Origin of the sequence: Natrinema sp. H-ect4 (assembly GCF_041894845.1) — an archaeon.
Lineage (GTDB): Archaea > Halobacteriota > Halobacteria > Halobacteriales > Natrialbaceae > Natrinema.
The window spans coordinates 77310-103825 of the sequence record NZ_JBHDYC010000017.1; the positions used below are offsets into that span (position 1 = coordinate 77310).

A 26516-nucleotide genomic window follows, 5' to 3' on the forward strand; every position below is an offset into this window, starting at 1 on the left:
TCCGTCTTCCGGATCGCGAACGAGAGCGGGCGAAACACTGGTAGCCATCCGTTGGAGAATCGACTGCAGACATAACGAATAATGAATGAAAATTGAAGGATGGTAACTGAACGCCTTCTGGGTGACGGGCGGTTTCGAAAAGGTTTACGGTATGGACGTTGCAGTGATGGATGATGAAAATTCTCGTTACGGTCAAAGAGGTAGCGACCGTCGAAGACGAGTTCGAAATCGAGGGAACGGAAATCGCCGACCAGTACCTCGGTGCCGATCTCAATGAGTGGGACGACTACGCGATCGAAGAGGCCGTCCAGCTCCAGGAAGACGGTATCGCCGACGAAGTCGTCACCGTCACCATCGGTCCGGAAGAGTGCGAACAGACCATCCGACAGGCGCTCGCAAAGGGTGCCGACCGCGCTGTCCGCGTCTGGGACGACTCCCTCGAGGGCGTCGACCTGCTCGACGTCAACGCCAAGACGGAGATCCTCAGCGCCGTCATCGAAGCGGAAGATCCCGACCTCGTCCTCTCGGGCGTCCAGGCCGGCGACGACAGCTTCGCCGCGACCGGCGTTTCCGTCGCCGAGAACCTCGGCTTCCAGTGGGGCGCCGTCGTCAACCACCTCGAACACGACCTCGACGACGGCGTCGCCTCCGTGCGACGCGAACTCGAGGGCGGCGTCGAGGAACTCACCGAACTCGAGCTCCCGGCCGTGTTGACGATCCAGACGGGGATCAACGAGCCTCGCTACGCCAGTCTTCGCGGTATTCGGCAGGCACAGCGGAAAGAACTCGACGTCAAGGCCCTCGCCGACATCGGCGTCGACGAGGCGACCGTCGAATCCGAACTCGACTTGACGGCCATGTACGAGCCCGAAAGCGAGAGCGACGCGACGTTCTGGGAGGGCAGCGCCGACGAAACGGCGTCTGAGCTGGGAGAACTCCTCCGCGACAAGGGGGTGGCACAATGACGGATGTCCTCGCGGTCACGGACCACCGCCGCGGCGACCTGCGCGACGTCAGCTACGAGATCATCACCGCCGGGCGCGAACTCGCCAACGAAACCGGTGGCGACCTTCACCTCGCGGTCATCAGCGGCACCGTCGACGACTTCGCCGACAAGTGCAATCGCGACGGCGTCGACGCCATCCACACCGTTTCCCACGGCGAGGAGTTCAACCACGACGTCTACACGCAGGCGATCACGCAGCTCTACGACGACCTCGCCCCGCAGTACGTCCTGACGCCCAACAGCGTCAACGGACTCGACTACGCCCCCGCCGTCGCGAACCAGCTCGATCTCCCCGTCGTCACCGACACGATCAACCTCGAGACGGACGGCGAGACGCTCGTCGCGACCCGCGAGATGTACGGTGGGAAGGTCGAGACGACCAACGAACTCGAGGGCGAGGCGGTCGTCACGATCCGAAGTGCCGAATGGCCCCAGGCCGAAGGCACCGGCGACGCCTCGATCGAGGCCTTCGACGCCGACATCGACGAGGACGCCATCGGCTCGACGGTCAGCGGCTTCGAAGAGGTCGGCGGCGGCGACGTCGACATCAGCGAGGCCGAACTCCTCGTCTCGATCGGCCGCGGGATCGAAGAAGAGGAGAACCTCGACCTGATCCGCGATCTGGCGGACGCACTCGGTGCGACGCTGTCCTCCTCGCGTCCGATCGTCGACAACGGCTGGCTGCCCAAGAACCGACAGGTCGGCCAGTCCGGCAAGGTCGTCACGCCCGACGTCTACATCGCCATCGGTATCTCCGGCGCAGTCCAGCACGTCGCCGGCATGAAGGGCTCCGATACGATCGTCGCGATCAACACGGACCCCAACGCGCCGATCATGGACATCGCCGACTACGCGATCGTCGACGACCTCTTCGACGTCGTCCCCGAACTCATCGACGAGTTCGAAGGCTGAGCAGGCGTCGACTCTCGTTTCGCCGATTTTTTGGTAGTCGCGAGCCCGGAAACGACTCGAGCGGAAACGAGGAGTTGCGTTGTCTCGAGCTTACCGAGAAAGCGATAGTACCGCGAGCGAACCCGAAGGGTGAGCGAGCGGTCTTCCTCGTGAACGAAGTGAACGAGGGCTCGGAAGAACTCCGTTCTTCCGGTGTTTTTGGTCGAGATTTTTTGTGTGAGGGTGAGCGAAGCGAACCCGAACGGAAAAAAGGTCGGTGCAGAAGGATCGTTCTGGATCCGTTAGCTACTTTTCCACCGCATCCTAAGCCCGGGTGATGGAACTGCTGGAGCGCCGACGGGCGCTGATCGAGACGCGTCTCGTCGAGGTGGTCGAGGGGGTCGAACCCGAGACGCTCTCCGAGGAAGTTCGCCACGTCGCGCTCTCCGGGGGAAAGCGCGTCCGACCGATGGTGACACTGCTGGCCTGCGAAACCGTCGGCGGACGGGCCGAAGACGCCGTGGAGTTCGGCGTCGGGATCGAACTCGTCCACACGGCGTCGCTGGTCATCGACGACATCATCGATCGCTCCGAACTGCGACGTGGGACGACCAGCGCCTGGGCCGAGTTCGGCCACGGGCCGGCGATTATCACGAGCGACGGACTGCTGGGCGAAGCCTTCGCGCTCTTTTCCGCCGATCCGGACGCGACCCGGGTCGTCGCCGACGCCATGGTCGAACTCGGCGTCGGCGAGGCGACCGAACTGTCGGCCGAACCCGCGAACGAGGACGAGTACATGACCCTCGCTCGGCGCAAGACCGGCGCGCTATTTCGAGCCGCGGCGGAACTCGGCGCGATCGCCGCCGACTCCGACCCCGTTACTGTCGACGCACTCGGCGAGTACGCCGAACGGGTCGGTGTCGCCTTCCAGATCAGGGACGACGTGTTAGACGCCGTCGCCGATCCAGAAGCGCTGGGCAAACCGACCGGCCACGACGCCGCCCTCGAGCGGCCGTCGGTCGTCCAGGTGACCAAGCTCACGCCCGAGGAGGCGAACGATCGCGCCCGCAACGAAGTTGACCGGGCGATCGAGGCCCTAGATCGGGTCGAGGTCGCCGATCCCGACGCGCGAAAGTACCTGCTCGAGCTGGCGGAGTTCGTCGTCGAGCGCGAGCGGTGACTCGCTCAGACGCGCTCGGCGCCGCGGGTCCCGTCATCTCGATCCGCGTCGGAGAGCCGCGACTCCGCGACGGCGAAGGTGAGCGTGCTCACGATGCCGAGCAGCGTCCCCGCCGTCAGCGCTGCCGCGAGATAGGCTATTTCGACGTCGCCGAGGAAGAACGCGCTCACCGCGTGGAGAACGACCGCGATCGAGAGCACGTAAAACGGCGCGTTGAGGTATCGCCACTCGAGCGAGCCCGCGATGTACTCGTCGGTGATCTGGCCGAGGCTGGTGGTCAGCCCCGCGGCGGCGAACCAGTGGATCGAACCGTAGACGAGCGCGGCGAGCATAACGGGGACCCCGAGGTCGCCGGATGTCGATCGACGGACTGACTCGAGTGTGTCCATGCCGCTGACGCCGCCGAGAACGAACAGGGCAGCAGCAACGATGTACGCCAACAGAGTCGTCCGCCCGGCGTACAGCGAGCGGCGGGCGCGTTCGACGGTCGCATCCAGTCGGTCACCGAGACCGAGCCCGCGCGAGATGAGATAGAGTCCGAGCAGCGCCGACGTCGTCCCCAGCACGAACCCCGGCAGGTTCAGGAAGGTTCCGATCAGCGCGAGCGGATAGATCAACAGCAGGATTCCCAGCGGAATGAGCACCGTTCCGCGCGTTTCGGGGTCGTTCAGCACTTGCTTAATCGTGTAGTACATCGACTCTAAGTTCTGCGCCTGTCGAACGACGACCCGACGAACGCCGTCAATGGGAACCCGCGAGCGGATGATTGGGATAACGGACTCGTCCTGGGCCCCGTCGGTGACCACGAGTGCGGTGACGTCCTCGCCGGTCGAGAGGCTCGCGAGGACGGTGTCGACCTCGTCGCCGACCTCGCGGTTGGCGCTGACGTCGCCCTGGTCGTTACCGGTGACGACGGCGACCTCGACGCTCTCGTCGCGCTCGGTGAGGTCATCGTAGACGTGCAACCCCTGAAAGATGACGTTGACGTCCGAGTCCTCCGGGTCGGCGGTCGCGAGGGCGACGGCCGCTTCCTCGACGGGCTCGCGACCGATGACCGGCGTCGAAAAGCCGGTCTTCCGGCCGAGGTCGTCGTCGAGATCGACACAGAGGACCAGCAGCATCGGTCGAACGTTCGAGCGCGGGGTATTTCCATCTTCTGGGGCGAGAAGAACGCCGCGAGTAGCCTCGAGAAGCCGGCAGTCGGAGCCGTTCGGAAACGGCCGCTCACTGCCGGAGCGTCCAACCGAACGCGGCGGGACGGTGGGAGACGCCGATCACTCGGCCGGTTGCGTCTCCTGAACGATGTTGACGCCGCGGATTTCGAAGCGCGCGCCGCCATCCCGTCCGTCGCAGGCGCTGACCTGCCAGCCGTGTGCGTCCGCGATTTCGGTGACGATGCCGAGTCCGAGCCCGGTTCCGTCGTCGGTCGTCGTGCGCCCGAACTCGAAGATGTCGTCGGTGTCGGGAAGCCCCGATCCGTTGTCCTCGACGAAGAATCCGACCGTATCGGTGTCAGAATCCAGCTTGCCCATGGTAACCGTCACGTCTTCGCCGCCGTGATCGATGGCGTTCCGGAAGAGGTTCTCGAGGAGTTCGCGGACGCGCCCCTCGTGGGCGGTGATCGTACCCTCGAGATTCGCCACCAGAGTCGCGTCGGCGGTATCGACTCCGGCCCAGGCCACCTCGGCGAGGTCGGCGAGCTCGATCCGCTCGCGGTCGGCGACCGTCCGGCCATACCGGGCGAGTGCGAGCAGATCGTCGATGAGTTCCTCCATGCGGTCGATCGCCCACCGCGTCTCGTCGACCGCGTCGCTCTCGCAGTCCGTTTCGAGCAAGTCGAGGTGGCCCTGGGCGACGTTGAGCGGATTGCGGAGGTCGTGACTGACGAGACTGGCGAACTTTTCGAGCCGGTCGTTCTGACGCTCGAGTTCTTCCTGGTATTGGACGCGTTCGGTCACGTTTCGGAACGCGTGGACGGTGCCGGCGAATTCGCCGTCCTCGAGCGGGAGCAGTCCCATGCTGAACTCGGTAACGCCGCGGTCGCTGTTCGCGTCCACCCACTCCTCCTCATAGGTGATCTGGTCGTCGTCGTTTTCCGAGGAAAGGAGCCGGCGAACGCGTTCGAGGTGGTTCTCGAGGACCGCCTCGGGGACGAATCCCTCGTCGACCAACTCCGCGAAGTGTGTGCCCAGGATCTCCCGTTCGATGCCGAGATCAGTCGTGAACGCCTCGTTGTGCCAGCGGAGGGAGCCGTCCTCGTCGACCACAAATAGCCCGACCGGGGCGGTCTCGACGATCGCCTCGTACTGGCCGAGTTCCCGGATGCGTTCCTTGCGCTCCGTGACATCTCGAAGGACGCCGACGGAGCCAGCGTACTCATCCGTATCGGTTGTGATGACCGTGACGTGCGCTTCGCTGATTCGAGTCTCCCCGTCAGCTCCTCGAATCGTTACTTCGAACGCGTCTCGGCTGCCGTTGTGTTGCTCGTAGAGACGTTCGATCGTCGTCGTCGCAGTCTCGTATGCGGATTCGTCGATGAACTCGCCGACCCCTCGACCTTCGATCTGCTCCCGGCCGTAGCCGGTGTACTCGAGGAGCGCATCGTTGACGACGGCACAGCGTTCCTGCTCGTCGAGGATGTACATCGGATCGGCGACCCGATCGAGGAACGACCGGTATCGGTCTAGTTCGCTCGGAGCGTCGAGGTCGGGTTCGTCAGCCGTGTCCCGTCGAGGCCCGTTCTCGTCGCTATCGGTTTGATTGGCGGTCGAACGGCTCGGGTCGGAACCGCGTTCCGTCGCGGATCCGTCCCGATCGACCGCGAGCTCGATGCGCTTCGCCAGTAGGTCGCTCCCCTCGGCTCCGCTCGAGCGCACGTGGAGGTCGGTCGCGCCGGCTGCGATCGCCTCACTAGCCCCGTCACCGGATTCGTCGATGCAGACGATAAGCGGAAGCGACAGCGCGCGCTCGCGGACAGTCCGGTAAAACTCGCTGCCGTCCAGCTCGGCCGCGGCGGTCGGGTCGAGTCCAGCGACGACGCAATCCACTTCGTGGCGTTCGAGATGAGAGATCGCGTCGGCCGGCGTGGGACGGGACGTCACGTCGAACGCGTCGGATCGACGTTCGAGCGCCTCCACGGTCGATCCCTGACTGTCACCGACCCAGAGGACACGAAAAGTGTCTACCATCGATACGAGAGACATGTGGGAAGCGAATCAATTAAGTCTATAGGCCAATCCGAGCCGGCGACCGGCGACGAGGATGGCGATTCTCCGGCCGGAGAAGGGCGTCTACGTCGATTTCGTGGATCGGGCACCGTCCGCCGGGACGGTCACCCCTCGGACCTCGAAGCGGGTCCCGGTTTCGTCGCTCTCTGCGGTGACGGTCCAGCCGTGAGCCTCGGCGATCCCCTCGACGATCGCGAGGCCGAACCCGGTGCCGTCCGCCGTCGTCGTCCGTCCGAACTCGAATATCTCGTCGGCGTCCGTCTCGAGCCCCGGACCGTCGTCGGCGACGTAAAAGCCCATCTTCGAGGGGCGGCCCGCGGCCTCGTCCTCGAGTCGGCCCACGGTGACGGTCACGTCGGGACCGCCGTGCTCGATCGCGTTCCGGAAGAGGTTCTCGAACAACGCCCGCGCACGTCCTTCGTCGGCGCTGACGACCGCGTCGACCGAACACTCGAGGGGCGCGTCTGCGGTGTCGACGACCTCCCAGGCGTCGCGGACGAGCGACGAGAGTTCGACCGGCTCGGGGTCGTCGACGGACTGCCCGTGGCGCGCGAGCGAAAGGAGGTTGTCGATCAGTTCGTCCATTCGATCGAGCGCCCGGCGGATCGCTCCGACGGACGGCCCGTACCCGTCCTCGAGATCGTCAGCATCGCTGTCGGCTGCCCGACCGTCGTCGACGCTGTCGGGCAGTAGCTCGTGGAGGTGTGGCTCGAGCCGTTCGAGGTGTCCCTGTGCGACGTTCAACGGATTGCGCAGATCGTGTGAGACGACGGTGGCGAACTCCTCGAGGCGCTCGTTCTGGCGCTCGAGTTCGCGCCGGTAGTGACGCCGACGGGTGATGTCGCGGATGGCGTGGATCGTCCCGGCGAACTCTCCGTCCTCGAGCGGGAGCAACTTGGTGTGGACATCGTGAACGAGCACCGTGTCGTCGGCCGAGTAAAACTGAATCTGATACTTCGCTCGGTCGCGGTCGCTCGTCGAGGAGAGGAGTGTCCGTACCTCCTCGGCGTACTTGGTCATCACCTGCTCGTCGTAGTAGCCGCGGTCGACGAGTTCCGAGAACGGCATTCCGAGTAGCGCCGCCTTGTCCTCGGCGAACGCGTCGGCGAACTCGTCGTTGCACCAGCCGATCGACCCGTCCGCGTCGAGGATGAAGAGGGCAGTCGGTGCGAGTTCGATAATTCGTTCGTACTGCGCGAGTTCGCGTTCGCGTTGCTTCCTCGACGTAACGTCGCGGATGACCGCCGTCGAGCCGGCAAACTCGCCGGTATCGTCGGTGATGACGGACACGTTGGCCTCGTAGATGAACTGCTCGTCGGTAGAGGTCTCGAGGGTGCATTCGAAGCAGTCCGACTCTCTACCGCTGGAACGCAGTTGGTGAACCGTCTTGACACCGCGCTCGAACGAGGCTCTGCTGATGAACGTCGAAATGTGGCCGCCCACGACGCGGTCGTGGTCGACATCGAGAAGATCGCAAAACGCGTCGTTTGCGATAGTCACGCGCCCCGCGTCGTCGAGGACGTACATCGCATCGGAGGCCGTCTCGACGAGCACGCGGTACTGCTCGAGTTCGCGTTCGCTCTCGCGTCGTGCCCGGTCGGCACGGCGTTTCTCGACGGCATTTTCGATTCGGTTCGCCAGCACGGTGTACTGATCGCTGGTCCCCTTCTGGAGATAGTCGGTGACGCCCGCCGAGATCGCTTCGCTCGCGATCGTTTCGGACCCCTTTCCGGTAAACAGAATGAACGGCATCGTCGGATCGCGCTCTCGGACCGCCGCGAGCAACTCGAGACCGTCCATGTCGGGCATGTCGTAGTCACTGACGACGCAGTCGACATCGCGATCGGGCTCTGCGTCCGCGGTACCCTCGTCGAAGACGGCCAGCCCGTCACGACCGCTTCGCGCGGTCCTCACGTCGATGTCGTCGTTGCGACGCTCGAGAACGGTGGCGGTTAGCTCGCGGAAGTCTGCGTCGTCGTCAACACAAAGAACGTGGATCCCGCCAGTCATCAGATACCCATCATTAGGGACGATATGTATAATAGTATATGGCCGATCGCATCGGCGATACCCCACCGCACCCACGAGATGAACCAACGGGGCACAACGACGCTGGGGATTCGCACTGCTTTTGAGGCTCGGGCGGGTACGTTCCCTCGAATGATCTCGAAGGGCTGTGAGCAGTGCGCGAAAGGTGGCAAGATGGTGCTGTTCGTCTACGGTTACTGCGACCAGCGCGACTGCTTTTACTGCCCGCTCGGCGAGAACCGCAAGAACGTCACCGACGTCTACGCCAACGAGCGACTCGTCGAGAGCGACGAAGACGTCCTCACCGAAGCCCACCGGATGGACGCGCTGGGCACGTCGATCACCGGCGGCGAGCCCCAGGAAGCCCTCGACCGGACCTGTCACTACCTCGAGCTACTCAAAGACGAGTTCGGCGAGGACCACCACACGCACCTCTACACCGGCATCACCGGCGGGCGCGAGAACATGCGCCGCCTCTCGGAAGCCGGTCTCGACGAGATTCGCTTCCATCCACCGTACGAACAGTGGGGCGACCTCCACGGCACCGAGTGGGAGGACATCCTCTACATCGCCCGCGAAGAGGGGCTAACGCCGGCCTTCGAAATCCCCGGCATCCGTGCCGAAGCGGAGTTCCTCGAACTGATCGACGAGGGAGCCGCCGAGTTCTGTAACATCAACGAGTTCGAGATGAGCGACGGCAACTACCGCCGGATGCAAGAGCAGGGCTTCGAGCTCAAAGAGGATCACATGAGCGCCGTCGACGGCTCCCGCGAGGAGATCCTCGAGGCCATGGGCGACCACGAGAAGGTCTACTTCTGTACCTCCGTCTTCAAGGACGCGGCCCAGCACCGCCGCCGCCTCAAACGCATGGCCCGCAACGTCCGCCGCGAGTTCGACGACGTCACCGACGACGGGACGCTCGTCTACGGCAAGGCCTACACCGACCCCGAGCGCCTCGAAGCCCTCGGCGTCCCCGAGGAGTTCTACACCGTCAAAACGAACCACGTCGAGGTCGCCTGGTGGCTCTTAGAAGAGATGATCGAGGAGGGAGACCTCGAGGATGGTGAAATCGTCGAGCAGTATCCGACATACGATGGGCAGGTCGTCGAGCGGACGCCGCTGGCGTGAGTACCGCGAGTGAGCGAAGCGAGCGAGCGGTCTTCCTCGTGAACGAAGTGAACGAGGGCTCGGAAGAACGGAGTTCTTCCGGTGTTTTTGGTCGAGATTTTTTGGAGGAGGGTGAACGGAGTGAACCCGACGAGAAAAAAGGTCGCGTCTGAGTAGTATCCGACGTACGACGGGCAGGTCGTCGAGCGGACGCCGCTCGCGTAGGTATCACAATCGAAGCGAGTTTTTGTGCGAGGGAGAGTCTCGCGGGACCGAGGTCCTCCTGCGGACCGGTCGCGCGACAAGTCGGTCGATGACGGTGCGATGCGTCACGCGAACCGAGCCGTTCGTGAGCGAGGGTGCAGCGGGATTCTACTCGGCGGATATTTTCGTCGAGAGCGGTCACGAGCGAACAGGCTCACGGCATTTGTGCACAGCTTAAGGATCGTCCCGAAGCGTGCAACGCGCGAAAACGGCCGTTACATATCAGTTTCTGTCCCGTCTACCGTCGAATTGGTCGCTGTCGCTTATCGGGGTTGTAATAATGGCAACCGTCCGGGTACGACGGGGTACGATGCAATTCCGAACCGTCGCTGTTATCGCAGTCGCACTGCTCGTTGCGCTCTCCGGGTGTAGCGGCCTCGGGGGATCACAAGCGGATGAGCCGTCGAGCGAAGATGATACGGAATCATTGAACGAGAGCGAAACGGGAACGAACGGATCCGACGACTCCGCCGATTCGGACGGATCCGAGGGAGACACAAACGACGGAGACGACGGCGGGGACGACACTGCGAACGCGGAGTGGCACCCACCGGAGGAACCGAACCGACCGATGGAAGACAAACGCGGGGATCGGATCAAATCAATGACGTTCGTCGACAAAGAGCCCGCAGCGAGCGGTGACGGCTACTCGAACTTCAACCTCGAGGTCGTCGCCAACACGAGCATGGAGAACGTCGATCCGCCGGAACACGGTGACGTAGAGGGTGAGCCGTACTTCTTCGTCAAAATCAATGAAGACAAGCAGAAACTGATCGAACGCACGAGCGAAGTCCGCATGGAAGAAAACGGCACGTTCCACATCGATGTTCGTCCCGCTGGGATCGAAGAGTTCGGGGACGGGCCACTGACCGTCGAGGTCTACCTGATGGACGAGGACAAGGACTGGGACGACATCTACGCCTCCGTGGGCAAGAACATCGAGTACAATCCAGAGACGGAGACCGACGACTCGACTACTCCCAACGAGTCCGACAATTCTACTGATTCGGAAACGAGCGACAACTGACCGGTAAACCGACACCACAGCGGTTCGAGCCGCTCAGTTAGTTTCGGTCGGATCGACACCGGGCAGCGTGATGAGGTTCTCCCGGCCGATACGGAGCTTCTCGATGTCGTCGTCGTCGTCCATCTTCGAGAGCAACTGCGACACCTTGGCGTTCGACCAGCCAGTCTCCGAGACGATGGTTGCCTGCTTCATCCGGCCGCCGTTTCGCTCGAGCAGGCGGAGGACGCGTTCCTCGTCGCTCAACAGCTCCGGATCGATGTCCTCGGTGATCTGCTCTTCGAACTCGAGGCGAGTGCCGGAGCCGGTATCGCTATCGTCGATACTGGTCCGGCCAGGCGCGGGCGCTTGGCTCGTGGAACTTGCCGCACCGGCCGCGGGACCGGGACCGTCGGACGCGTCACCCGACGAGGTCCGCTCGCTAGCGCTCCGGCCACCGATACTGATCGACTCGAGCACCGGGAACCGCTCGGTCGGAATCGGCAGGTCGCTCAGCCCGTCACGTCGGAACAGGAGATACCCACCGATCCCAGCGGTGACGACAATTCCACCGATAACGAGAAGCCACCACCACGACAGGTTCAGGGGGCCCCCGTTCCCACCTCCGCTCCCGGTCTGGACGAACACGATCTCGAGTTCGTCGCTCGTGAACTCGTACGGACCGTCCCACGTGAGCGGAGTCGGGGTTTCGAGCGCGTAATTTGACTGCGTCTCGACGACGAGTCGTTGGCCCCCGTATAACCCCATCCACGTACCGCTCTCGGTCCGGAATGCGTCACCGAAATAGATCCGGTCGCCCTCGACGGTGGCGAAGTTCGTCCACGTAACCGAGTACGAGATGACGCCGATCCGGACGTCCTCGCCGTCGGCTCCGCTCGGCGAATCGACGATCCGCGGCTCGTCCCAACCGGCGTCTTCGATCGACATGTCACGGCCAGTCGTCCGCTCGGCGGTCTGTTGAGCCTCATCGAATCGGTCGAGATCGAACGTGGCATCGTGCCGACCGGCCTCGAACTGCTCGGCATAGTCTTCGAATAACGCTTTGTCTTCCGCGCTCGTTATGCGAAAGCGGCTCTCGAACGTCCATCGGACGTCACCGTTATCCTGAACGGAGAGCCGAATGATCTGACTCGGTACGGGCCGCTCGAGCGGCGGATCCGATTGCGCGGTAGCCACGGACGGAAACGCTGACTTGACCGGGAGGGATCGGGGCGAAGTGACGAAGTGGGAGGGCTGTGCGACACCTGACAGCGAATGGGACCGATCGCCGACCGTAGCCGCCCGATCGTGTTCGGACGGCGTCTCGGCTGCAGCCGGCGCGACGGCCACCGCCCCGAAAAGGGACATCGTGAGGAGGGCTGTGAGGGCGAGTGTGACGGCGGTGGTTACCCGCATGCGTACCAACGGTGGTTTCCCGGGGGAAAAAACACTTTCCATCGGAAAATAAAACGTTACTAACGGCCGTGAAGGGTTTCCGCGGCGGAGAGAGGGTTTCCAGTGAGCGGTAAGCAGTTGATATACCGGTCTTTCAATCGGGGCACTCGCAGTTACTGGGAGTGCGACCGGTTTTTATATCAGGAGAGCATAGAGTCGGCCGATGAACCGCGCGATTCCGCCACTCCTCGCAGTACTTCTCGGTTTCTCGCTGCTCGTCGCCCCCATCGTTGCGGCTCCCGGAAACAGCCTGTCGGCGACCTCCGATTCTTCCCTTCAGCAGCTGTCGACCGCAGATGGATCCGACTCCGATCTACAGGTGTTAGAGAACACGACGAACCGCCTCTGGCTCAAGAACGCAGCCAGAAGCGAGCACGCCAGACCCAGCTACGGTGTCGGTACGATGCTCGCAAGTATGGACGACGAGATCCAGGCCGATCACGCGCAATACGCCATCATCGACCGGGGGTTCGACGATGCGACGGCCGAGGAAAAACGAGTGATGCTCCGGGACGCGTTCGATCGGATTAAAGAGCGATCCGACGCGATCGAGTCACGCGAACGGCGAGCCGTGAGAGCGCACGCGAACGGGGCCCTGTCGAGCTCGCGGTTACTGGAGACGCTGCTTCGAAACTACGAGGAAGCCGCAGTCCTCTCCAAGTCACTCGAGAAGCTCGATGACCGGTCGAGCGGAGTCTCGAACAGCTCGCTGCCGATCGAGGACGAACAGGGAAGACTCGAGATGCATCGGACCGAGGCCCGATCGCAGCTGGCGGCGGCGACGCGCGGACAGGAGAGGACCGACAGCGAGACCACTGTCACCGTCGAAACCTCCGAGAACGGCTACGTTATCTCGATGCTCAACGAGAACTACGTTCGTGAGGCCGTCCGATTCGACAACCGAAACGTCTCAGAACCGTCCCAATTTAGCGGTCTCACTGACGCGTACCAGTATACACTCGAGATGTATCCGTGGGCGAACGAGACGAGGTCGTCACCGTCGTTTAACATGCACACGACGGTACAGCTGTACAAGCTCGACATTAGCCACGATCACGGCCACCTCCAGACGTACCTTGACGGAGGAACCAGTGACATTTACCGGGAAGCGCAGTTCCTGAATCATGATTCGTTACCGGTGGCGTCGCAGCAACCCGTAACGAAGGGAGGACTGGATCTGATGGTCAACAAAACGGTGGGTGACGGGCCGAGCGAACTCATCGTCTCGGATTCGGAGACCGGTGAGTTGCGATCGGCGACGATCAGTATCAATGGGGCAGAAGTCGGCAAAACAGGCGCCGACGGGACGATGTGGTTCGTACCACCCGGAGGCGGATACGAGCTGACCGTGGAGACGACAACCGGGAAGCGTATCAGCACGAGCATCAGCGGATAGATCGAGAGTAGTCGACGGCGGCTCCCCTCGACGAGTTCGAACGACTCTTTATATCGGATCGGGCGGCCACGGGACGTGTGACAACTGGCCTGCTGACCACGGGATCCGCGTCCGCGAGCGCACCCGAATCGAACCGCGGTATCAGTCCGGTCATCGGCGTCCTCGTATTAGTCGCACTCACCGTCTGCCTCGCGGCCGTCGTCGTGGTCGGCGTCGGCGCGTGGTCGCTCGAGTCGCCCGGGCCGACCGCGAGCTTCGAACTCGAGGCCGACGGAAACGACTCATCGATCACGATCGAGCACGTCGCGGGTGACGCAATCGACGTCGAGGCGCTATCGGTAACGATCGCAGTCGATGGCACAGAATTGGACGCACAGCCGCCGATTCCGTTCGTGGGTGCGAAGGGATTCGACGGCGCGCCCGACGGCCCGTTCAACGCGAAAAGTGATTCGGCGTGGACGGCAGGGGAGCGGGCCGGCGTGTCGATCGCCAACAACAGCCCGACGCTCGCGGCGGGCGATTCGGTCACGGTCACGCTCACCGTCGATGGGCGACGGGTGGTTACCCTCGAGACGACGGCGACGTGACGAGGGCTGCGATACCCGCTTGATTACTCCGGTGCGCGACCGATCGTCGTAATCGCGACGTCGGGATCGTACGACGGCCCCATGAACGCGTGTTTCACGTCCTCGAAGCCGGCGGTTTTGAACATGCGATCGGCCTCGTACTCGTCGTAGAAGAGCATGATCGAGTCGGCCACCAGCTGACTGACGACGTTGTCGGGGTAGTTCGGTCCGACGACGAGCACCTGTCCGCCGGGTTTGAGGACACGACGGAACTCCCGCAATGCGAGGATCGGGTTCGGCCAGTACTCGATCGAGCCGGAGGACCAGACGACGTCGAACGTATCGGTCGCGAACGGCAACCGCTCGGCGTCGCCGCGGTGGAAGTGCACCGGCGGCGCGCGGGTGCCAAACTTCTCGTACGCCTGTGCGAGTTGGTGTTCGCTCTGGTCGAGCGCGTAGACCTCGTCGACGTGTTCGAGCAGCCCCTCGGTCGCGAAGCCGGTACCGCAGCCGACGTCGAGGACGGTCATGTCGTCCTCGAGTTCGAGCAGCGAGAGGGCCTCGTTTCGCATCTCCGCGTTCCAGATGAAGGGGTTCACCCGATCGTAGACCCGTGAGAGGTACTTGTAAAACAGTCGGGCACGGGCCTTGTTCTCGAGAAGTCCCATTTGTGACGAGTTTCGGTCCGATCGCCATATGTCTGCTGTTCCCGGCGCTCCGAACGTGATGTAAGTAGATATTACCGCCCGTTTGGACCGGGTCGCGCTGAGTTAGTTTCGCAACTACCATATACGCGCTCTGGCAAACGTCCGACTGCTTAGAGTATGCCGAGGCCACAGGTTCTCGAACGAATTAAGTCGGCGGAAGCGGAGGCCGACGAGATCGTCGCACAGGCAGAAAACGACCGCGACGAGCGAATAGCCGAGGCCCGGGAACGAGCCGAGGAGATTCGCACGGAAGCGGAACAGGAGGCCCAAGAGTTGACGGAGCGCCGCCTGGAGGACGCTCGCGAGGAGATCGATGCGGAGTGCGAGCGGGTCCTCGAAGAAGGCGAACGCGAGCGCGAGGCGCTGGCCGAGCGCGCCCGGGATCGGGTCGACGAAGTGACCGACCACGTCGTCGAACTGTTCCAGGAGGACGTCCATGCTCAGACCTGAGCGGATGAGCAAGGTCTCGGTGACCGGGTCCAGAGGCGTCATGCCCACGGTTATCGAGACGGTTCACGAACTGAATCTCGTCCACCTCTCGGACTACGACGGCTCCTGGGAGGGGTTCGACAACGGCGACCCAATGGCGGGTGCCGAGCAGTCCTCCGAGAAGTTGGTGACCGTCCGCGCCCTTGAGAGCACCCTGGAACTATCGGCCGACGAGGCCGAACCGGGAACGCTCGAGACGGGCTGGGAACAGCGACTCGAGGAAGTCCGGACGCGAGTCAACGAACTCGACGATCGCCGCGGGGAGATCAACGAGGAACTCCGGCAGATCAACGAGAAGATCGACCGCGTCGCTCCGTTCGCGGAGCTCGGTATCGACCTCGACCTGCTGTCGGGGTACGAGACGGTCGCCGTCCTCGTCGGCGAAGGCCCCCTCGACGAGGTCGAGGCGGCCGTCGACGCGTCCGAGGATATTCGGGCGTTCGAGACGTTCACTGGTGGCGAGATCGTGGCCGTTGTGGCCGCACCCACCGCGGACGCCGACGAAGACCCGATCGACGATGCGCTGGTCGGTGTCGATTTCACCCGTTACGAGGTTCCCGACACCGAGCGGAGTCCGGACGACTACGTCGACGAACTCGAGACGCGCAAGCGTGAACTCGAGTCACGTATCGACGAGATCGACGCGGAGTTCGACGAGATCAAGCGTGAGGAAGCCGCATTCCTCCTGCGCGTCGAGGAGGAACTGACCGTCGAGGTCCAGCAATCCGAAGCGCCGCTGCAGTTCGCGACAACCGAACACGCGTTCGTCGCGGAGGGCTGGCTCCCGACGGACGAGTACGATCGACTCGTCACCACGCTGAACGACGCCGTCGGCGACAGCATCGAAGTCGAGGAACTCGTGCGAGCCGATTACAACGATGAAGGGTATCCGACGCACACGGAAGACGTCGACCACGGCGGACCCGGCGGCTCGGACGAGACGACTGACGAGGAGGAACGAGAGGCTGCGACTCGAGAGGTGGCCGCCGACGGTGGCACGACGGCGACCGGTAGCACCGGCGTCGTGACGATGGTGGACGAACCGCCCGTCGTGCAGGACAACACCGGTGCGGCGAAGCCATTCGAGTTCCTGCTCAGGATGATCGACCGACCGAAGTACAGCGAACTCGATCCGACGATATTCCTGCTGTTGACGTTCCCGGCGTTCTTCGGGTTCATGATTGGCGACCTCGGCTACGGGATCCTGTACACGGCGATCGGATTCTTGCTGTACAGTCGCTTCGACAGCGACGTGATTCGGAGCCTCGGTGCGATCGGGATGTGGGCCGGCGGCTTCACGATGCTGTTCGGTATCCTGTACGGGGAAATCTTCGGCATGCACGTCCTGGGAGATATCCTCTTCGGCGGCTCGCCGCCGATGCACAAGGGCCTCCAGCCGGTGTACTCGAAGTACAGCCAGACGTGGCTCATGCTGAGCGTCCTGCTCGGTCTGCTCCACCTCACCGTCGGCTACATCCTCGGCTTCATCAACGACATGAGCCACGGTGTCGCCGAATCCTACTTCGAACACGGTTCGTGGGCGCTGCTCATGCTCGGCTTCTGGGCCTGGATCTTCAGCCTTCACGGCGTCGGATCGGCGCCAGAGTACGACGGCCCGAAGCCGTCGTTCCTCTACACCTCGCTCGGTAACGGATCCGAGGCGGCGTACGAACTCGGCTTCACGGGCCTCCCAGCCGAGGTTGGTCTCTACATCGGCATTCCGGTCGCGGTGATCGGGCTGGTGACAATGATCTACGGCGAGGTCCGACACTACGGCGTGCTCGGGATCATCATCGGCGGCCTCGAGAGCTTCAGCGTCCTCGGTGACGTGCTCTCGTACCTGCGGATCGCAGCGGTCATTCTCGCGAAGGCAGGTATGGCGTTCGTCGTCAACATGCTGTTCTTCGGGGTGTACGTCGTCGAGACGGAGTCCGGTGCCGAGTGGCACTTCGGAACGAGCCACGCGCCCCAGTACATGCTCGAGCAGGGAACCTATCACGGCCACGAGGTAACGGAGGTCATGTTCAACGGCCTGCTCCACGGCGGGATCGGCACGGCCATCATCGGCGTGTTCATCCTCGTCCTCGGCCACATCGTCGTCCTCCTGCTCGGTGTCACGAGCGCCGGCCTGCAGGGGATCCGCCTCGAGTACGTCGAGTTCTTCAACAAATTCTACGAGGGCGGCGGCCGAGAGTTCAGCCCCTTCGGCCACGAGCGTTCGTCCGACGACGACTGAGACGACCGCTCACCGTTCTCTGCTGTATCTATCAACTGTCATAGGCTACTCGAGCGGCAGCTCGCAGTGTTCTTGGACCTGCTCGGAAGCGAGAACGAGTCACAATCGCTAACGGGTATTCGATGTCACTCGTTGATAGAGCGAAATAGAGCGCGATAGTAGCCACTGAAAGTCACTGCACACCTGATCGAACGACGGCGTTGCGATCAGTGTGGAAATCGTTTCAATGGCTACGATAACGACTCGTCGGCGAGAGCACCTCTCGATTGGCCCCGGTCTCGAGACGAGTGAACGAGCGACACAGCCGGTCGGAAATCGGAAAATGTAATATCCTCCGTGAAGGGAGCTCAGCGGCTACACGACGGGATTCGGCAATATGGTTTGGGAAGTTTTATGAAGACGGTGGGGAGTAGTAGAACCTGTCCGGTTTCACAACCACAAGAGAACACGTAATCATGATCGAACCTCTACCTGACATCGCGATCGCCATGAACAGTCTCGCCGAGAACGTCGTCCTGCAGCAAGACGGTGCCGCGGGCGGCGGCCCATCGATCGAGCAGGGAGCGGCAGCTGCACTCGGTATCGGTCTCGCAGCGATCGGCGCAGGGTATGCGGAGCGCGGTATCGGTGCCGCAGTCGTCGGCGCGCTCGCCGAAGACTCCATCTCGCCAGGTATCGGGATCCTCCTGACAGTCCTGCCCGAGACGCTCGTGATCTTCGCGCTGGTCGCGCTCTTCGTCTAAAGCGTTCTATCGAACTTTCTTACTATGAGTCTGGATACAGTCGTTGAGGACATTCGAGAAGAGGCTCACGCGCGTGCGGAGGACATCCGATCGGAGGGCGAAACGCGCGCCGAAGAGATCGAGTCGACCGCCCAAGCAGACGCAGACGAGATCGTCGCCGACGCCGAAGCCGACGTCGAACGCGAGATCGAGCAGTTGCGCGAACAGCGACTCTCCAGCGCGAAGCTGGAGGCGAAACAAAAGCGCCTGGAGGCACGCCGTGACGTCCTCGGCGAGGTCCGTGACGCGGTCGAATCGGAACTCGTCGCACTCGAGGCAGACACCCGCGAGGAACTCACACGCGACCTGCTCGACGCAGCGAGCGCCGAGTTCGACGAGGGCGACGACGTCAACGTCTACGGTCGCGACGAGGACGCCGAACTGATCGAGTCGATCATCGACGACTACGACGGCTACGAGTACGCCGGCGAGTACGACTGTCTTGGCGGCGTCGTCGTCGAGAGCGACCAGTCCCGCGTCCGAATCAACAACACGTTCGACTCGGTGCTCGAGGACGTGTGGGAAGACAACCTCCAGGAGATCAGCAACCGACTCTTCGAACAATGAGCGCAGGTGCCTCAAATCCGGAATACGTGAACGCTCGCGTTCGGTCACGCCGAGCCACGCTGTTCGCGGACGAAGACTACCGCAAGCTGATCCGGATGGGGCCGAGCGAGATCGCGCGGTTCATGGAAGAAACGGAGTACGAGCGCGAAATCAACGAGCTCGGAACGCGGTTTTCGGGCGTCGACTTGATCGAGTACGCGCTGAACCGCAACCTCGCGAAGCACTTCGACGATCTTCTGGAGTGGTCGAACGGACGACTCTACGACCTCATCGCCCGGTACCTCCGGAAGTTCGACGTCTGGAACATCAAGGTGATTATCCGCGGGATCTACACCGACAGCGATCCCGAGGAGATCCGGACGGACCTCATCCGCGCCGGCGAACTCGACGAGCGGACGATCGATCGGCTGGTCGAGGTCGACGAGATCGATGACGTGATCGAGCTACTCGACGGATCGATATTCGGCGAGCCGCTGGCGTCCGCCACCGAAGCGTTCGAGGAGACCGGTGCGCTCATTCCGCTCGAAAACGCGCTGGACCGAGCGTTCTACGAGAACCTGCTCGCAGACCTCGGCCGGCCCTACGAGGGGCCAGAGGCGAACTACGTCGAGTTTCTCGAGGCCGAAATCGACTTTCGAAACGCTCGGAACGCGTTGCGTCTCGCACGGAGCGGGGCCGACCTCGATCCGGCGAGCTACTACATCGAGGGCGGCGTCCTGTTCAGCGAGTCGGAGCTAAGCCGACTCATCGGCGACTACGACGCGCTCGTCGATCACATCGCCGAAAACGGCCGCTACGGCGACCGGCTCTCGGACGCGCTCTCGCGGCTGCGAGAAGCTGATAGCCTTATCCAGTTCGAGCACGCACTAGACGCTGCGTTGCTCGAGTACGCGGACACGCTCTCGAGCATCTATCCGACCTCCGTGTCGGCCGTGCTGTCGTACATCCTCGCGAAGGAGCGCGAGGTCGAAAACATTCGCGCGATCGCACGGGGTCGCGAAGTCGGCCTTTCCGAGGACGAAATCGAAGAGGAGCTGGTGACTCTATGAGCCAGGAAATCGCAGTCGTCGGCAGCCCGGAGTTCACGACCGGCTTTCGCCTCGCGGGCGTCCGCCGATTCGAGAACGTTCCGGACGACGAGAAGGATGAACGGTTAGACGACGCGGCGATGACTGCCCTCGAGGACGAGGGCGTCGGCATCGTCATCATGCACGACGAGGACCTCGACTATCTGTCGCGGAACGTTCGACAGGACGTCGAAACGAGCGTCGAGCCGGTCGTCGTCACCATCGGCAGCGGCACCGGTGGCGGCGGCCTGCGCGACCAGATCAAACGCGCGATCGGGATCGACCTGATGGACGAGGACGAAGACAGCTAAACTATGAGCCAGGCAGAAGACATCGAATCCGTCGACGAAGACGGTGTAATCGAAAGCGTGAGTGGTCCCGTCGTGACCGCCACGGACCTCGACGCCCGGATGAACGACGTCGTCTACGTCGGCGACGAAGGACTGATGGGCGAGGTCATCGAAATCGAAGGGAACCTGACCACAATTCAGGTGTACGAGGAAACCTCCGGCGTCGGCCCGGGCGAACCCGTCCAGAACACGGGCGAGCCCCTGAGCGTCGACCTCGGACCCGGCATGCTGGACTCCATCTACGACGGCGTCCAGCGGCCACTCGACGTCCTCGAGGAGAAGATGGGGACCGCGTTCCTCGACCGCGGGGTCGACGCCCCGGGGATCGACCTCGAGAAGAAGTGGGAGTTCACCCCCGAAGTTGAAACGGGCGATACCGTCGAACCCGGCGACGTCGTCGGGGTCGTCGAAGAGACCGTCACGATCGACCACAAAGTCATGGTGCCCCCGGACTACGAGGGCGGCGAAGTGACCACCGTCGGTGACGGCGAATTCAACGTCGAGGAGACCGTCGTCGAACTCGACAACGGCGAGGAGATCCAGATGCACCAGGAGTGGCCGGTCCGCGAAGCCCGGCCCGCCGGTGACAAGGAGACGCCAACCGAACCGCTGGTGACGGGCCAGCGCGTGCAGGACGGCCTCTTCCCGCTCGCAAAGGGCGGGACGGCGGCGATTCCCGGCCCCTTTGGCTCCGGGAAGACCGTCACCCAGCAGCAACTCGCCAAGTGGTCCGACGCGGACATTGTCGTCTACATCGGCTGTGGCGAGCGCGGCAACGAGATGACTGAAGTCATCGAGGACTTCCCGGAACTGCCGGACCCACAGACCGGGAACCCGCTGATGGCCCGGACCTGCCTCATCGCAAACACGTCGAACATGCCCGTTGCAGCACGTGAGTCCTGTATCTACACGGGAATCACGATCGCGGAGTACTACCGCGACATGGGCTACGACGTTGCACTGATGGCCGACTCCACCTCGCGGTGGGCCGAGGCCATGCGGGAGATCTCGAGTCGACTCGAGGAGATGCCCGGCGAAGAGGGCTACCCCGCGTATCTGGCCGCTGCGCTCTCGGAGTTCTACGAGCGCGCCGGCAAGTTCCAGCTAATCAACGGCGGCGAAGGGTCGATTTCGGTCGTCGGCGCGGTCTCGCCGCCGGGCGGCGACTTCTCCGAGCCGGTCACCCAGAACACGCTACGTATCGTCAAGACGTTCTGGGCGCTGGACGCCGACCTCGCGGAACGTCGGCACTTCCCCTCGATCAACTGGAACGAGTCCTATTCGCTGTACAAGGACCAACTCGACCCGTGGTGGGAGAGCAACGTCGCCGGCGACTGGTCGGAGACCCGCCAGTGGGCGGTCGACGTGTTAGACGAGGAGGACGAGCTTCAGGAGATCGTCCAGCTCGTCGGCAAGGACGCGCTGCCAGAGGACCAGCAGCTCACGATGGAGGTCGCACGCTACATCCGTGAGGCCTGGCTCCAGCAGAACGCGCTCCACGACGTCGACACCTACTGCGAACCCGAGAAGACCTACCGGATGCTCGAGGCCATCAAGACGTTCAACGACGAGGCCTTTGAAGCGCTCGAAGCGGGCGTCCCGGTCGAGGAGATTCAGGACGTCGACGCTGCGCCGCAGCTCAACCGGATGGGCACGGCCGAGGAGTGGAACGAGTTCATCGACGACATCGAGAGCGACCTCGCAGATCAACTGCGCGCACTGTATTAAACAATGAAAGAGTACCAGACTATCACGGAAATCAGCGGTCCGCTGGTGTTCGCCGAGGTCGACGAACCGGTCGGCTACGACGAGATCGTCGAGATCGAGACCGAGGACGGGCGAACGCTGCGCGGCCAGGTGCTGGAATCGAGCGAAGGGATCGTTTCGATTCAGGTGTTCGAAGGGACGGGCGGGATCGACCGCAACGCCTCCGTTCGCTTCCTGGGCGAGACGATGAAAATGCCTGTCACCGAGGATCTGCTCGGACGGGTGCTCGACGGCTCCGGGAACCCGATCGACGGCGGTCCGGAGATCGTTCCCGACGAACGACAGGATATCGTCGGCAAAGCGATCAACCCCTACTCGCGGGAGTACCCCGAAGAGTTCATCCAAACCGGCGTCTCCGCCATCGACGGCATGAACACGCTGGTTCGAGGCCAGAAGCTCCCGATCTTCTCCGGTTCGGGGCTGCCCCACAACGAACTCGCGCTCCAGATCGCCCGACAGGCGACGGTTCCGGAGGAAGACGAATCGGGCGAGGGCTCGGAGTTCGCAGTCATTTTCGGCGCGATGGGAATCACGGCCGAAGAGGCCAACGAGTTCATGGACGACTTCGAACGCACGGGCGCACTCGAGCGCTCGGTCGTCTTCATGAACCTCGCGGACGACCCCGCAGTCGAGCGGCAGGTCACGCCGCGACTCGCGCTCACCACGGCCGAGTATCTGGCCTTCGAGAAGGACTACCACGTGCTCGTCATCCTGACGGACATGACCAACTACTGTGAGGCACTGCGGGAGATCGGTGCCGCACGCGAGGAGGTCCCGGGCCGGCGTGGCTACCCCGGATACATGTACACCGACCTGGCGCAGCTCTACGAGCGCGCGGGTCGAATCGAGGGCAAGGAGGGATCGGTCACGCAGATTCCGATCCTGACGATGCCCGGCGACGACGACACGCACCCGATTCCGGACCTGACTGGCTACATCACCGAGGGCCAGATCATGATGGATCGGGACCTCAACAGTCAGGGGATCGAGCCGCCGGTCAACGTCCTGCCCAGCCTGTCGCGGCTGATGGACGACGGGATCGGCGAGGGCCTGACCCGTGAGGACCACGGCGACGTCTCCGACCAGATGTACGCCGCCTACGCGGAGGGTGAGGACCTGCGCGACCTCGTGAACATCGTCGGTCGCGAAGCCCTCTCCGAGCGGGACAACAAGTTCCTCGACTTCGCCGACCGCTTCGAGACGGAGTTCGTCCAGCAGGGGTACGACACCAACCGCTCGATCGACGAGACGCTCGATATCGGCTGGGATCTGCTGTCGACCCTGCCGAAAGAGGCGCTCAACCGGATCGACGAGGAGCTCATCGCGGAGCACTACCGCGAAGACGAGACGGCCGAAGCCGTGCAGGCCGACTAATCGTCGCGGATCGCCCGCGTCCAGTTTTTGCCGTTTCGATCGTCCGTTTGTGACTCAGCGACGCCTCGAGCGCCAGCCGACGCGGACCAGTGAACAGAGAAGTAACCTGGAAAGAAGGGGTGCTGGAGAGATTCGGATCCTGTTGGGATAGAAAAATAAATGCAGTGGAGACGCGGTATCTATTAGTGATGGCTGATTCAGTAGTCGCCCTTTGTATCGGTGTCATCTTTGGGTTTGCATTACTCATCTATGAGTCCGTTTTGACAGTATATATCGAAAATCGAATCGATGAACGTGGGATAACCGTTCTACAGATATTGGGTACAGGTGGCGGATCGGGAGTACTGATCTGGCTCACGGACACCTATCTCTCGTCGTTCGTGTACGGGCTCGCCGGACTCGTACTCGTGGTTGTTGCGGTTGCTATCGGTAGCCGATGGGGAACAGGTTGGCTGGCTTCGGAGTGAAGGCGCTCGACTCGAGGAACTATCAGAAAATACGACAGATCGAAACAACCGTATGCCCCGCCGATGAATCGTGGTATGTATGCACAAGCCACTGCTCGTCCCGGAGTTCCTCGACCGGGCGCGGACGCACTACGGCGACGACGAGGCGGTCGTCGCCACCACGGGCGAACGGTTCACGTACGACGAACTCGGCGAGCGCGCCGATCGGTTTTCAGCGGCGCTTCAGGAGCGCGGGATCGAAAAGGGCGACCGCGTCGCCGTCCTCGATCCGAACACGCACTACCACCTCGAGGCGGCCTACGGAATCATGCAAACGGGGGCGGTCCACACCCCGCTGAACTACCGGCTCACACCCGACGACTTCGAGTATATCCTCTCGGACGCGGGCGTGGACGCGATCTACGCCGACTACGACTTCGCCGAGCGCATCGAGGCGGTTCGCGATGAGGTGCCGACGGAGACCTTCATCACGAACGATCCCACCGAAGTGGACGGTGACTGGGAGAGTTTCGACGGCGTGCTCGAGGACGCGGGCACCGAGTACGACCGCCCCGAAATGAGCGAGGACGAGATCATCACGATCAACTATACCTCGGGGACGACGGGCGATCCGAAGGGGGTCTGCCGGACCCATCGCTGCGAAACGATTCACGCCTACCTGCTGGTGGCCCACCAGGAGATCACCGACGACGACACCTACCTGTGGACGCTGCCGATGTTCCACGCGAACGGCTGGGGCCACATCTTCGCCGTGACCGGGATCGGTGCGAAACACGTCTGTACGCGCGGGGTCGACGCCGCGGACATCTTCGAGACCGTGCGGTCGGAAGATGTCTCGTACATGTGCGGTGCCCCGACGGTGTTGAACATGCTCGTTGAGTACTATGAAGCAAACGAGCCAGAGACGGCCGGCGACGCGGACGTCCGACTCGCGACCGCCGGCAGCGCGCCGCCGGAAGCAACCATCCGAACCGTCGAGGACGAGTTCGGCTGGTACCTGAAGCACGTCTACGGCGCGACCGAGACCGGGCCGCTGATCACCACCTCCGACGCCCGCCGGCGCTTCGATGACGACAGCGACGATCGGTTCCGGATCAAGAAGCGGCAGGGACTGGCCTATCTCGGGACCGAAATCCGGGTGGTCGACGAGGACGGAAACGACGTCCCGCGCGACGACGAGACGCTCGGCGAGGTCGTCGTCCGGGGCAACCAGATCATGGAGAAGTACTGGGAGAAGCCCGAGGCGACCGAGGAGGCCTTTACCGACCGCGTCGAGGGTTACTATCACACCGGCGACCTCGCGACGATCGACGAGAACGGCCTGATCGCAATTCAGGACCGGAAGAAGGACATCATCATCTCCGGCGGCGAGAACATCTCGAGCATCGAACTCGAGGACGCGCTGTTCGATCACGACGCGGTCGCGGACGCGGCCGTGATTCCAGCGCCCAGCGACGAGTGGGGCGAGACGCCCAAGGCATTCGTCGTGCCGGCGAGTGGCGATCCCGACGATCCGGGCGTAACGGAGGGCGATCTCGAGGCTTTTACTCGCGAGAACCTCGCGGGCTACAAAGTAGTCCACAGGGTCGAGTTCGTCGAGGAACTGCCGACGACCGCGACGGGAAAGGTCCAGAAGTACGAACTCCGCCAGGAGGAGTGGGAGGACGAAGAGCGGATGGTCGGACAGGGGTGACGCTCGAAGCCGGCGCCCAGCTAGGGATCGGACCCGACCGGTCCGTGTCGCTACGGCGTTCTATATAGGTCAGTAGTCCGAACATAGCAACTGATTAGTAGGTTTTGGCGGATTCTCGAGTATGTCCGACCCGACAGGGACGACGCGACGAAAAGTGCTTTCGAGTGGGGTTGCCGCCGGGACCGTCGCGGTCGCGGGCTGTCTGAGCGATCTCACCGGCGGGGGGAGCGGCGAGACCTACACCGTCGGCCACGGCGAGTACGAGACCGAGATCGACTCCTCGTCGTTCCCCGACGAACTACAGATCTACTGCGTCCAGACCGGCTGGTCGAACTGGGGAGCCGTCATGGAAGCCTTCGAAGCGGAGTACGACCTCCCGCTGTACGACGCGCAGGGCTCCTCCGGTGAGGCCCTCGAGGACATGCGGGCCAACGCCCGAAACCCGACCCACTCGGCGTACAACGGCGGCTACTCGTTCGGCCTTGAGGCGATGAACGACGACCTGACGACCGACTACAAGCCGGCCAACTGGGACGTCGTTCCCGGCGATCTGAAGACCGACAACGGCCACGTGACCGCGACCCGCCAGATGACGACCGCGGTGACTTACCGGGCCGACGTCTACGAGGAACGGGGACTGGACGCGCCCGAAACGTGGGAGGACCTGAAACATCCCGACATCGCACAGGATCTGGCGTTCACACCGCCCCACACCGCCAACGGGCAGGCCTCCGCGCTGTCGGTCAACCGGGCCTACGGCGGCGATCTGGATACCCTCGGTCCGGTCATCGAGTACCACGAGGCGATCGCCGACCACGGCGCTGACTTCCGGCGCAACGTGGAGGGGCCGATGACCGCCGGCGAGATCTCGACCGTCGTCGAGTACGATTACAC

At 63.1% G+C, this 26516-nt stretch carries 23 protein-coding genes; 18 read left to right on the top strand and 5 right to left on the bottom strand.

Going from position 1 to position 26516, the window contains the following annotated elements; translation table 11 throughout:
- Positions 1 to 173 precede the first annotated feature (173 nt).
- The 3 genes from ACEWFR_RS19080 to ACEWFR_RS19090 all read left to right on the top strand — a co-directional run bounded on the left by ACEWFR_RS19080 (position 174) and on the right by ACEWFR_RS19090 (position 3077).
- On the top strand, positions 174 to 965 hold the full coding sequence (locus ACEWFR_RS19080; protein ID WP_374062543.1) for an electron transfer flavoprotein subunit beta/FixA family protein: 792 nt from the start codon (positions 174 to 176) through the stop codon (positions 963 to 965).
- Positions 962 to 1918, top strand: a complete 957-nt coding sequence (locus ACEWFR_RS19085) for an electron transfer flavoprotein subunit alpha/FixB family protein (protein WP_374062544.1) — start codon at positions 962 to 964, stop codon at positions 1916 to 1918. Before ACEWFR_RS19080 ends, ACEWFR_RS19085 begins: the two co-directional genes overlap by 4 nt.
- 316 nt (positions 1919 to 2234) lie before the next feature.
- Positions 2235 to 3077 (top strand): polyprenyl synthetase family protein, encoded by an 843-nt coding sequence (locus tag ACEWFR_RS19090; RefSeq protein WP_374062545.1) that lies wholly within the window; start codon positions 2235 to 2237, stop codon positions 3075 to 3077.
- Positions 3078 to 3082: 5 nt separating this feature from the next.
- Here ACEWFR_RS19090 and ACEWFR_RS19095 read toward each other — a convergent pair whose 3' ends face one another.
- The 3 genes from ACEWFR_RS19095 to ACEWFR_RS19105 all read right to left on the bottom strand — a co-directional run bounded on the left by ACEWFR_RS19095 (position 3083) and on the right by ACEWFR_RS19105 (position 8314).
- Positions 3083 to 4198: a DUF373 family protein gene (locus tag ACEWFR_RS19095; protein WP_374062546.1), complete on the bottom strand. Its 1116-nt coding sequence runs from the start codon at positions 4196 to 4198 to the stop codon at positions 3083 to 3085.
- A gap of 153 nt (positions 4199 to 4351) precedes the next feature.
- Positions 4352 to 6265, bottom strand: a complete 1914-nt coding sequence (locus ACEWFR_RS19100; protein ID WP_374062547.1) for a PAS domain S-box protein — start codon at positions 6263 to 6265, stop codon at positions 4352 to 4354.
- Positions 6266 to 6367: 102 nt separating this feature from the next.
- Positions 6368 to 8314: a PAS domain S-box protein gene (locus ACEWFR_RS19105; RefSeq protein WP_374062548.1), complete on the bottom strand. Its 1947-nt coding sequence runs from the start codon at positions 8312 to 8314 to the stop codon at positions 6368 to 6370.
- A 150-nt stretch (positions 8315 to 8464) separates the two neighbouring features.
- On the opposite strand from ACEWFR_RS19105, the gene ACEWFR_RS19110 reads away from it, so the two are divergent.
- Both ACEWFR_RS19110 and ACEWFR_RS19115 read left to right on the top strand, forming a co-directional pair.
- Positions 8465 to 9460 (top strand): radical SAM protein, encoded by a 996-nt coding sequence (locus ACEWFR_RS19110; RefSeq protein WP_374062549.1) that lies wholly within the window; start codon positions 8465 to 8467, stop codon positions 9458 to 9460.
- Positions 9461 to 10013: 553 nt separating this feature from the next.
- Positions 10014 to 10730, top strand: coding sequence for a hypothetical protein (locus tag ACEWFR_RS19115; protein WP_374062550.1), 717 nt, complete (start codon positions 10014 to 10016; stop codon positions 10728 to 10730).
- Positions 10731 to 10763: 33 nt separating this feature from the next.
- On the opposite strand, the gene ACEWFR_RS19120 is transcribed toward ACEWFR_RS19115, so the two are convergent.
- The gene (locus ACEWFR_RS19120; RefSeq protein WP_374062551.1) at positions 10764 to 12122 is read right to left on the bottom strand and encodes a helix-turn-helix transcriptional regulator; all 1359 of its coding nucleotides are present in this window, start codon (positions 12120 to 12122) and stop codon (positions 10764 to 10766) included.
- Between the two features lie 202 nt (positions 12123 to 12324).
- On the opposite strand from ACEWFR_RS19120, the gene ACEWFR_RS19125 reads away from it, so the two are divergent.
- Both ACEWFR_RS19125 and ACEWFR_RS19130 read left to right on the top strand, forming a co-directional pair.
- Positions 12325 to 13557, top strand: a complete 1233-nt coding sequence (locus tag ACEWFR_RS19125; RefSeq protein WP_374062552.1) for a hypothetical protein — start codon at positions 12325 to 12327, stop codon at positions 13555 to 13557.
- Between the two features lie 140 nt (positions 13558 to 13697).
- Positions 13698 to 14144, top strand: coding sequence for a type IV pilin (locus tag ACEWFR_RS19130; protein ID WP_374062563.1), 447 nt, complete (start codon positions 13698 to 13700; stop codon positions 14142 to 14144).
- Between the two features lie 23 nt (positions 14145 to 14167).
- Here ACEWFR_RS19130 and ACEWFR_RS19135 read toward each other — a convergent pair whose 3' ends face one another.
- Positions 14168 to 14791: a methyltransferase domain-containing protein gene (locus ACEWFR_RS19135; RefSeq protein ID WP_374062553.1), complete on the bottom strand. Its 624-nt coding sequence runs from the start codon at positions 14789 to 14791 to the stop codon at positions 14168 to 14170.
- A gap of 156 nt (positions 14792 to 14947) precedes the next feature.
- On the opposite strand from ACEWFR_RS19135, the gene ahaH reads away from it, so the two are divergent.
- The 11 genes from ahaH to ACEWFR_RS19190 all read left to right on the top strand — a co-directional run.
- Positions 14948 to 15280, top strand: coding sequence for an ATP synthase archaeal subunit H (gene ahaH, locus ACEWFR_RS19140; protein ID WP_098725390.1), 333 nt, complete (start codon positions 14948 to 14950; stop codon positions 15278 to 15280).
- A complete protein-coding gene (locus ACEWFR_RS19145; protein ID WP_374062554.1) occupies positions 15267 to 17555 on the top strand; it encodes a V-type ATP synthase subunit I in 2289 nt (762 codons plus the stop codon). The genes ahaH and ACEWFR_RS19145 overlap by 14 nt, the downstream gene beginning before the upstream one ends.
- A gap of 455 nt (positions 17556 to 18010) precedes the next feature.
- Entirely contained in the window at positions 18011 to 18298 is a 288-nt protein-coding gene (locus tag ACEWFR_RS19150; protein WP_374062555.1) for a hypothetical protein, read from the top strand.
- 24 nt (positions 18299 to 18322) lie between these two features.
- Positions 18323 to 18904, top strand: a complete 582-nt coding sequence (locus ACEWFR_RS19155) for a V-type ATP synthase subunit E (protein WP_374062556.1) — start codon at positions 18323 to 18325, stop codon at positions 18902 to 18904.
- Positions 18901 to 19953 (top strand): V-type ATP synthase subunit C, encoded by a 1053-nt coding sequence (locus ACEWFR_RS19160; protein ID WP_374062557.1) that lies wholly within the window; start codon positions 18901 to 18903, stop codon positions 19951 to 19953. The genes ACEWFR_RS19155 and ACEWFR_RS19160 overlap by 4 nt, the downstream gene beginning before the upstream one ends.
- Complete coding sequence (locus ACEWFR_RS19165) at positions 19950 to 20282, top strand: V-type ATP synthase subunit F (RefSeq protein ID WP_098725386.1); 333 nt, start codon at positions 19950 to 19952, stop codon at positions 20280 to 20282. The genes ACEWFR_RS19160 and ACEWFR_RS19165 overlap by 4 nt, the downstream gene beginning before the upstream one ends.
- Before the next feature lie 3 nt (positions 20283 to 20285).
- Positions 20286 to 22049 carry an ATP synthase subunit A gene (locus tag ACEWFR_RS19170; RefSeq protein ID WP_098725385.1) on the top strand — a complete coding sequence of 588 codons (1764 nt, stop codon included), beginning with the start codon at positions 20286 to 20288 and terminating at the stop codon, positions 22047 to 22049.
- Between the two features lie 3 nt (positions 22050 to 22052).
- Positions 22053 to 23462, top strand: coding sequence for an ATP synthase subunit B (locus ACEWFR_RS19175; RefSeq protein WP_098725384.1), 1410 nt, complete (start codon positions 22053 to 22055; stop codon positions 23460 to 23462).
- Positions 23463 to 23551: 89 nt separating this feature from the next.
- Positions 23552 to 23929 (top strand): hypothetical protein, encoded by a 378-nt coding sequence (locus ACEWFR_RS19180; RefSeq protein ID WP_374062558.1) that lies wholly within the window; start codon positions 23552 to 23554, stop codon positions 23927 to 23929.
- A gap of 79 nt (positions 23930 to 24008) precedes the next feature.
- A complete protein-coding gene (locus ACEWFR_RS19185; RefSeq protein ID WP_374062559.1) occupies positions 24009 to 25622 on the top strand; it encodes a long-chain-fatty-acid--CoA ligase in 1614 nt (537 codons plus the stop codon).
- Between the two features lie 121 nt (positions 25623 to 25743).
- The coding region (locus ACEWFR_RS19190) for a sulfate ABC transporter substrate-binding protein (protein ID WP_374062560.1) at positions 25744 to 26516 on the top strand (773 nt) is incomplete at its 3' end.

Coding starts and splice junctions, on each gene's coding strand:
- ACEWFR_RS19165 (WP_098725386.1), top strand. CDS start 19,950: ATGAGCCAGGAAATCGCAGTCGTCGGCAGCCCGGAGTTCACGACCGGC.
- ACEWFR_RS19160 (WP_374062557.1), top strand. CDS start 18,901: ATGAGCGCAGGTGCCTCAAATCCGGAATACGTGAACGCTCGCGTTCGG.
- ACEWFR_RS19115 (WP_374062550.1), top strand. CDS start 10,014: ATGCAATTCCGAACCGTCGCTGTTATCGCAGTCGCACTGCTCGTTGCG.
- ACEWFR_RS19155 (WP_374062556.1), top strand. CDS start 18,323: ATGAGTCTGGATACAGTCGTTGAGGACATTCGAGAAGAGGCTCACGCG.
- ACEWFR_RS19080 (WP_374062543.1), top strand. CDS start 174: ATGAAAATTCTCGTTACGGTCAAAGAGGTAGCGACCGTCGAAGACGAG.
- ACEWFR_RS19095 (WP_374062546.1), bottom strand. CDS start 4,198: ATGCTGCTGGTCCTCTGTGTCGATCTCGACGACGACCTCGGCCGGAAG.
- ahaH (WP_098725390.1), top strand. CDS start 14,948: ATGCCGAGGCCACAGGTTCTCGAACGAATTAAGTCGGCGGAAGCGGAG.
- ACEWFR_RS19105 (WP_374062548.1), bottom strand. CDS start 8,314: ATGACTGGCGGGATCCACGTTCTTTGTGTTGACGACGACGCAGACTTC.
- ACEWFR_RS19185 (WP_374062559.1), top strand. CDS start 24,009: ATGCACAAGCCACTGCTCGTCCCGGAGTTCCTCGACCGGGCGCGGACG.
- ACEWFR_RS19135 (WP_374062553.1), bottom strand. CDS start 14,791: ATGGGACTTCTCGAGAACAAGGCCCGTGCCCGACTGTTTTACAAGTAC.
- ACEWFR_RS19150 (WP_374062555.1), top strand. CDS start 18,011: ATGATCGAACCTCTACCTGACATCGCGATCGCCATGAACAGTCTCGCC.
- ACEWFR_RS19090 (WP_374062545.1), top strand. CDS start 2,235: ATGGAACTGCTGGAGCGCCGACGGGCGCTGATCGAGACGCGTCTCGTC.
- ACEWFR_RS19145 (WP_374062554.1), top strand. CDS start 15,267: ATGCTCAGACCTGAGCGGATGAGCAAGGTCTCGGTGACCGGGTCCAGA.
- ACEWFR_RS19085 (WP_374062544.1), top strand. CDS start 962: ATGACGGATGTCCTCGCGGTCACGGACCACCGCCGCGGCGACCTGCGC.
- ACEWFR_RS19100 (WP_374062547.1), bottom strand. CDS start 6,265: ATGGTAGACACTTTTCGTGTCCTCTGGGTCGGTGACAGTCAGGGATCG.
- ACEWFR_RS19175 (WP_098725384.1), top strand. CDS start 22,053: ATGAAAGAGTACCAGACTATCACGGAAATCAGCGGTCCGCTGGTGTTC.
- ACEWFR_RS19170 (WP_098725385.1), top strand. CDS start 20,286: ATGAGCCAGGCAGAAGACATCGAATCCGTCGACGAAGACGGTGTAATC.
- ACEWFR_RS19110 (WP_374062549.1), top strand. CDS start 8,465: ATGATCTCGAAGGGCTGTGAGCAGTGCGCGAAAGGTGGCAAGATGGTG.
- ACEWFR_RS19125 (WP_374062552.1), top strand. CDS start 12,325: ATGAACCGCGCGATTCCGCCACTCCTCGCAGTACTTCTCGGTTTCTCG.
- ACEWFR_RS19120 (WP_374062551.1), bottom strand. CDS start 12,122: ATGCGGGTAACCACCGCCGTCACACTCGCCCTCACAGCCCTCCTCACG.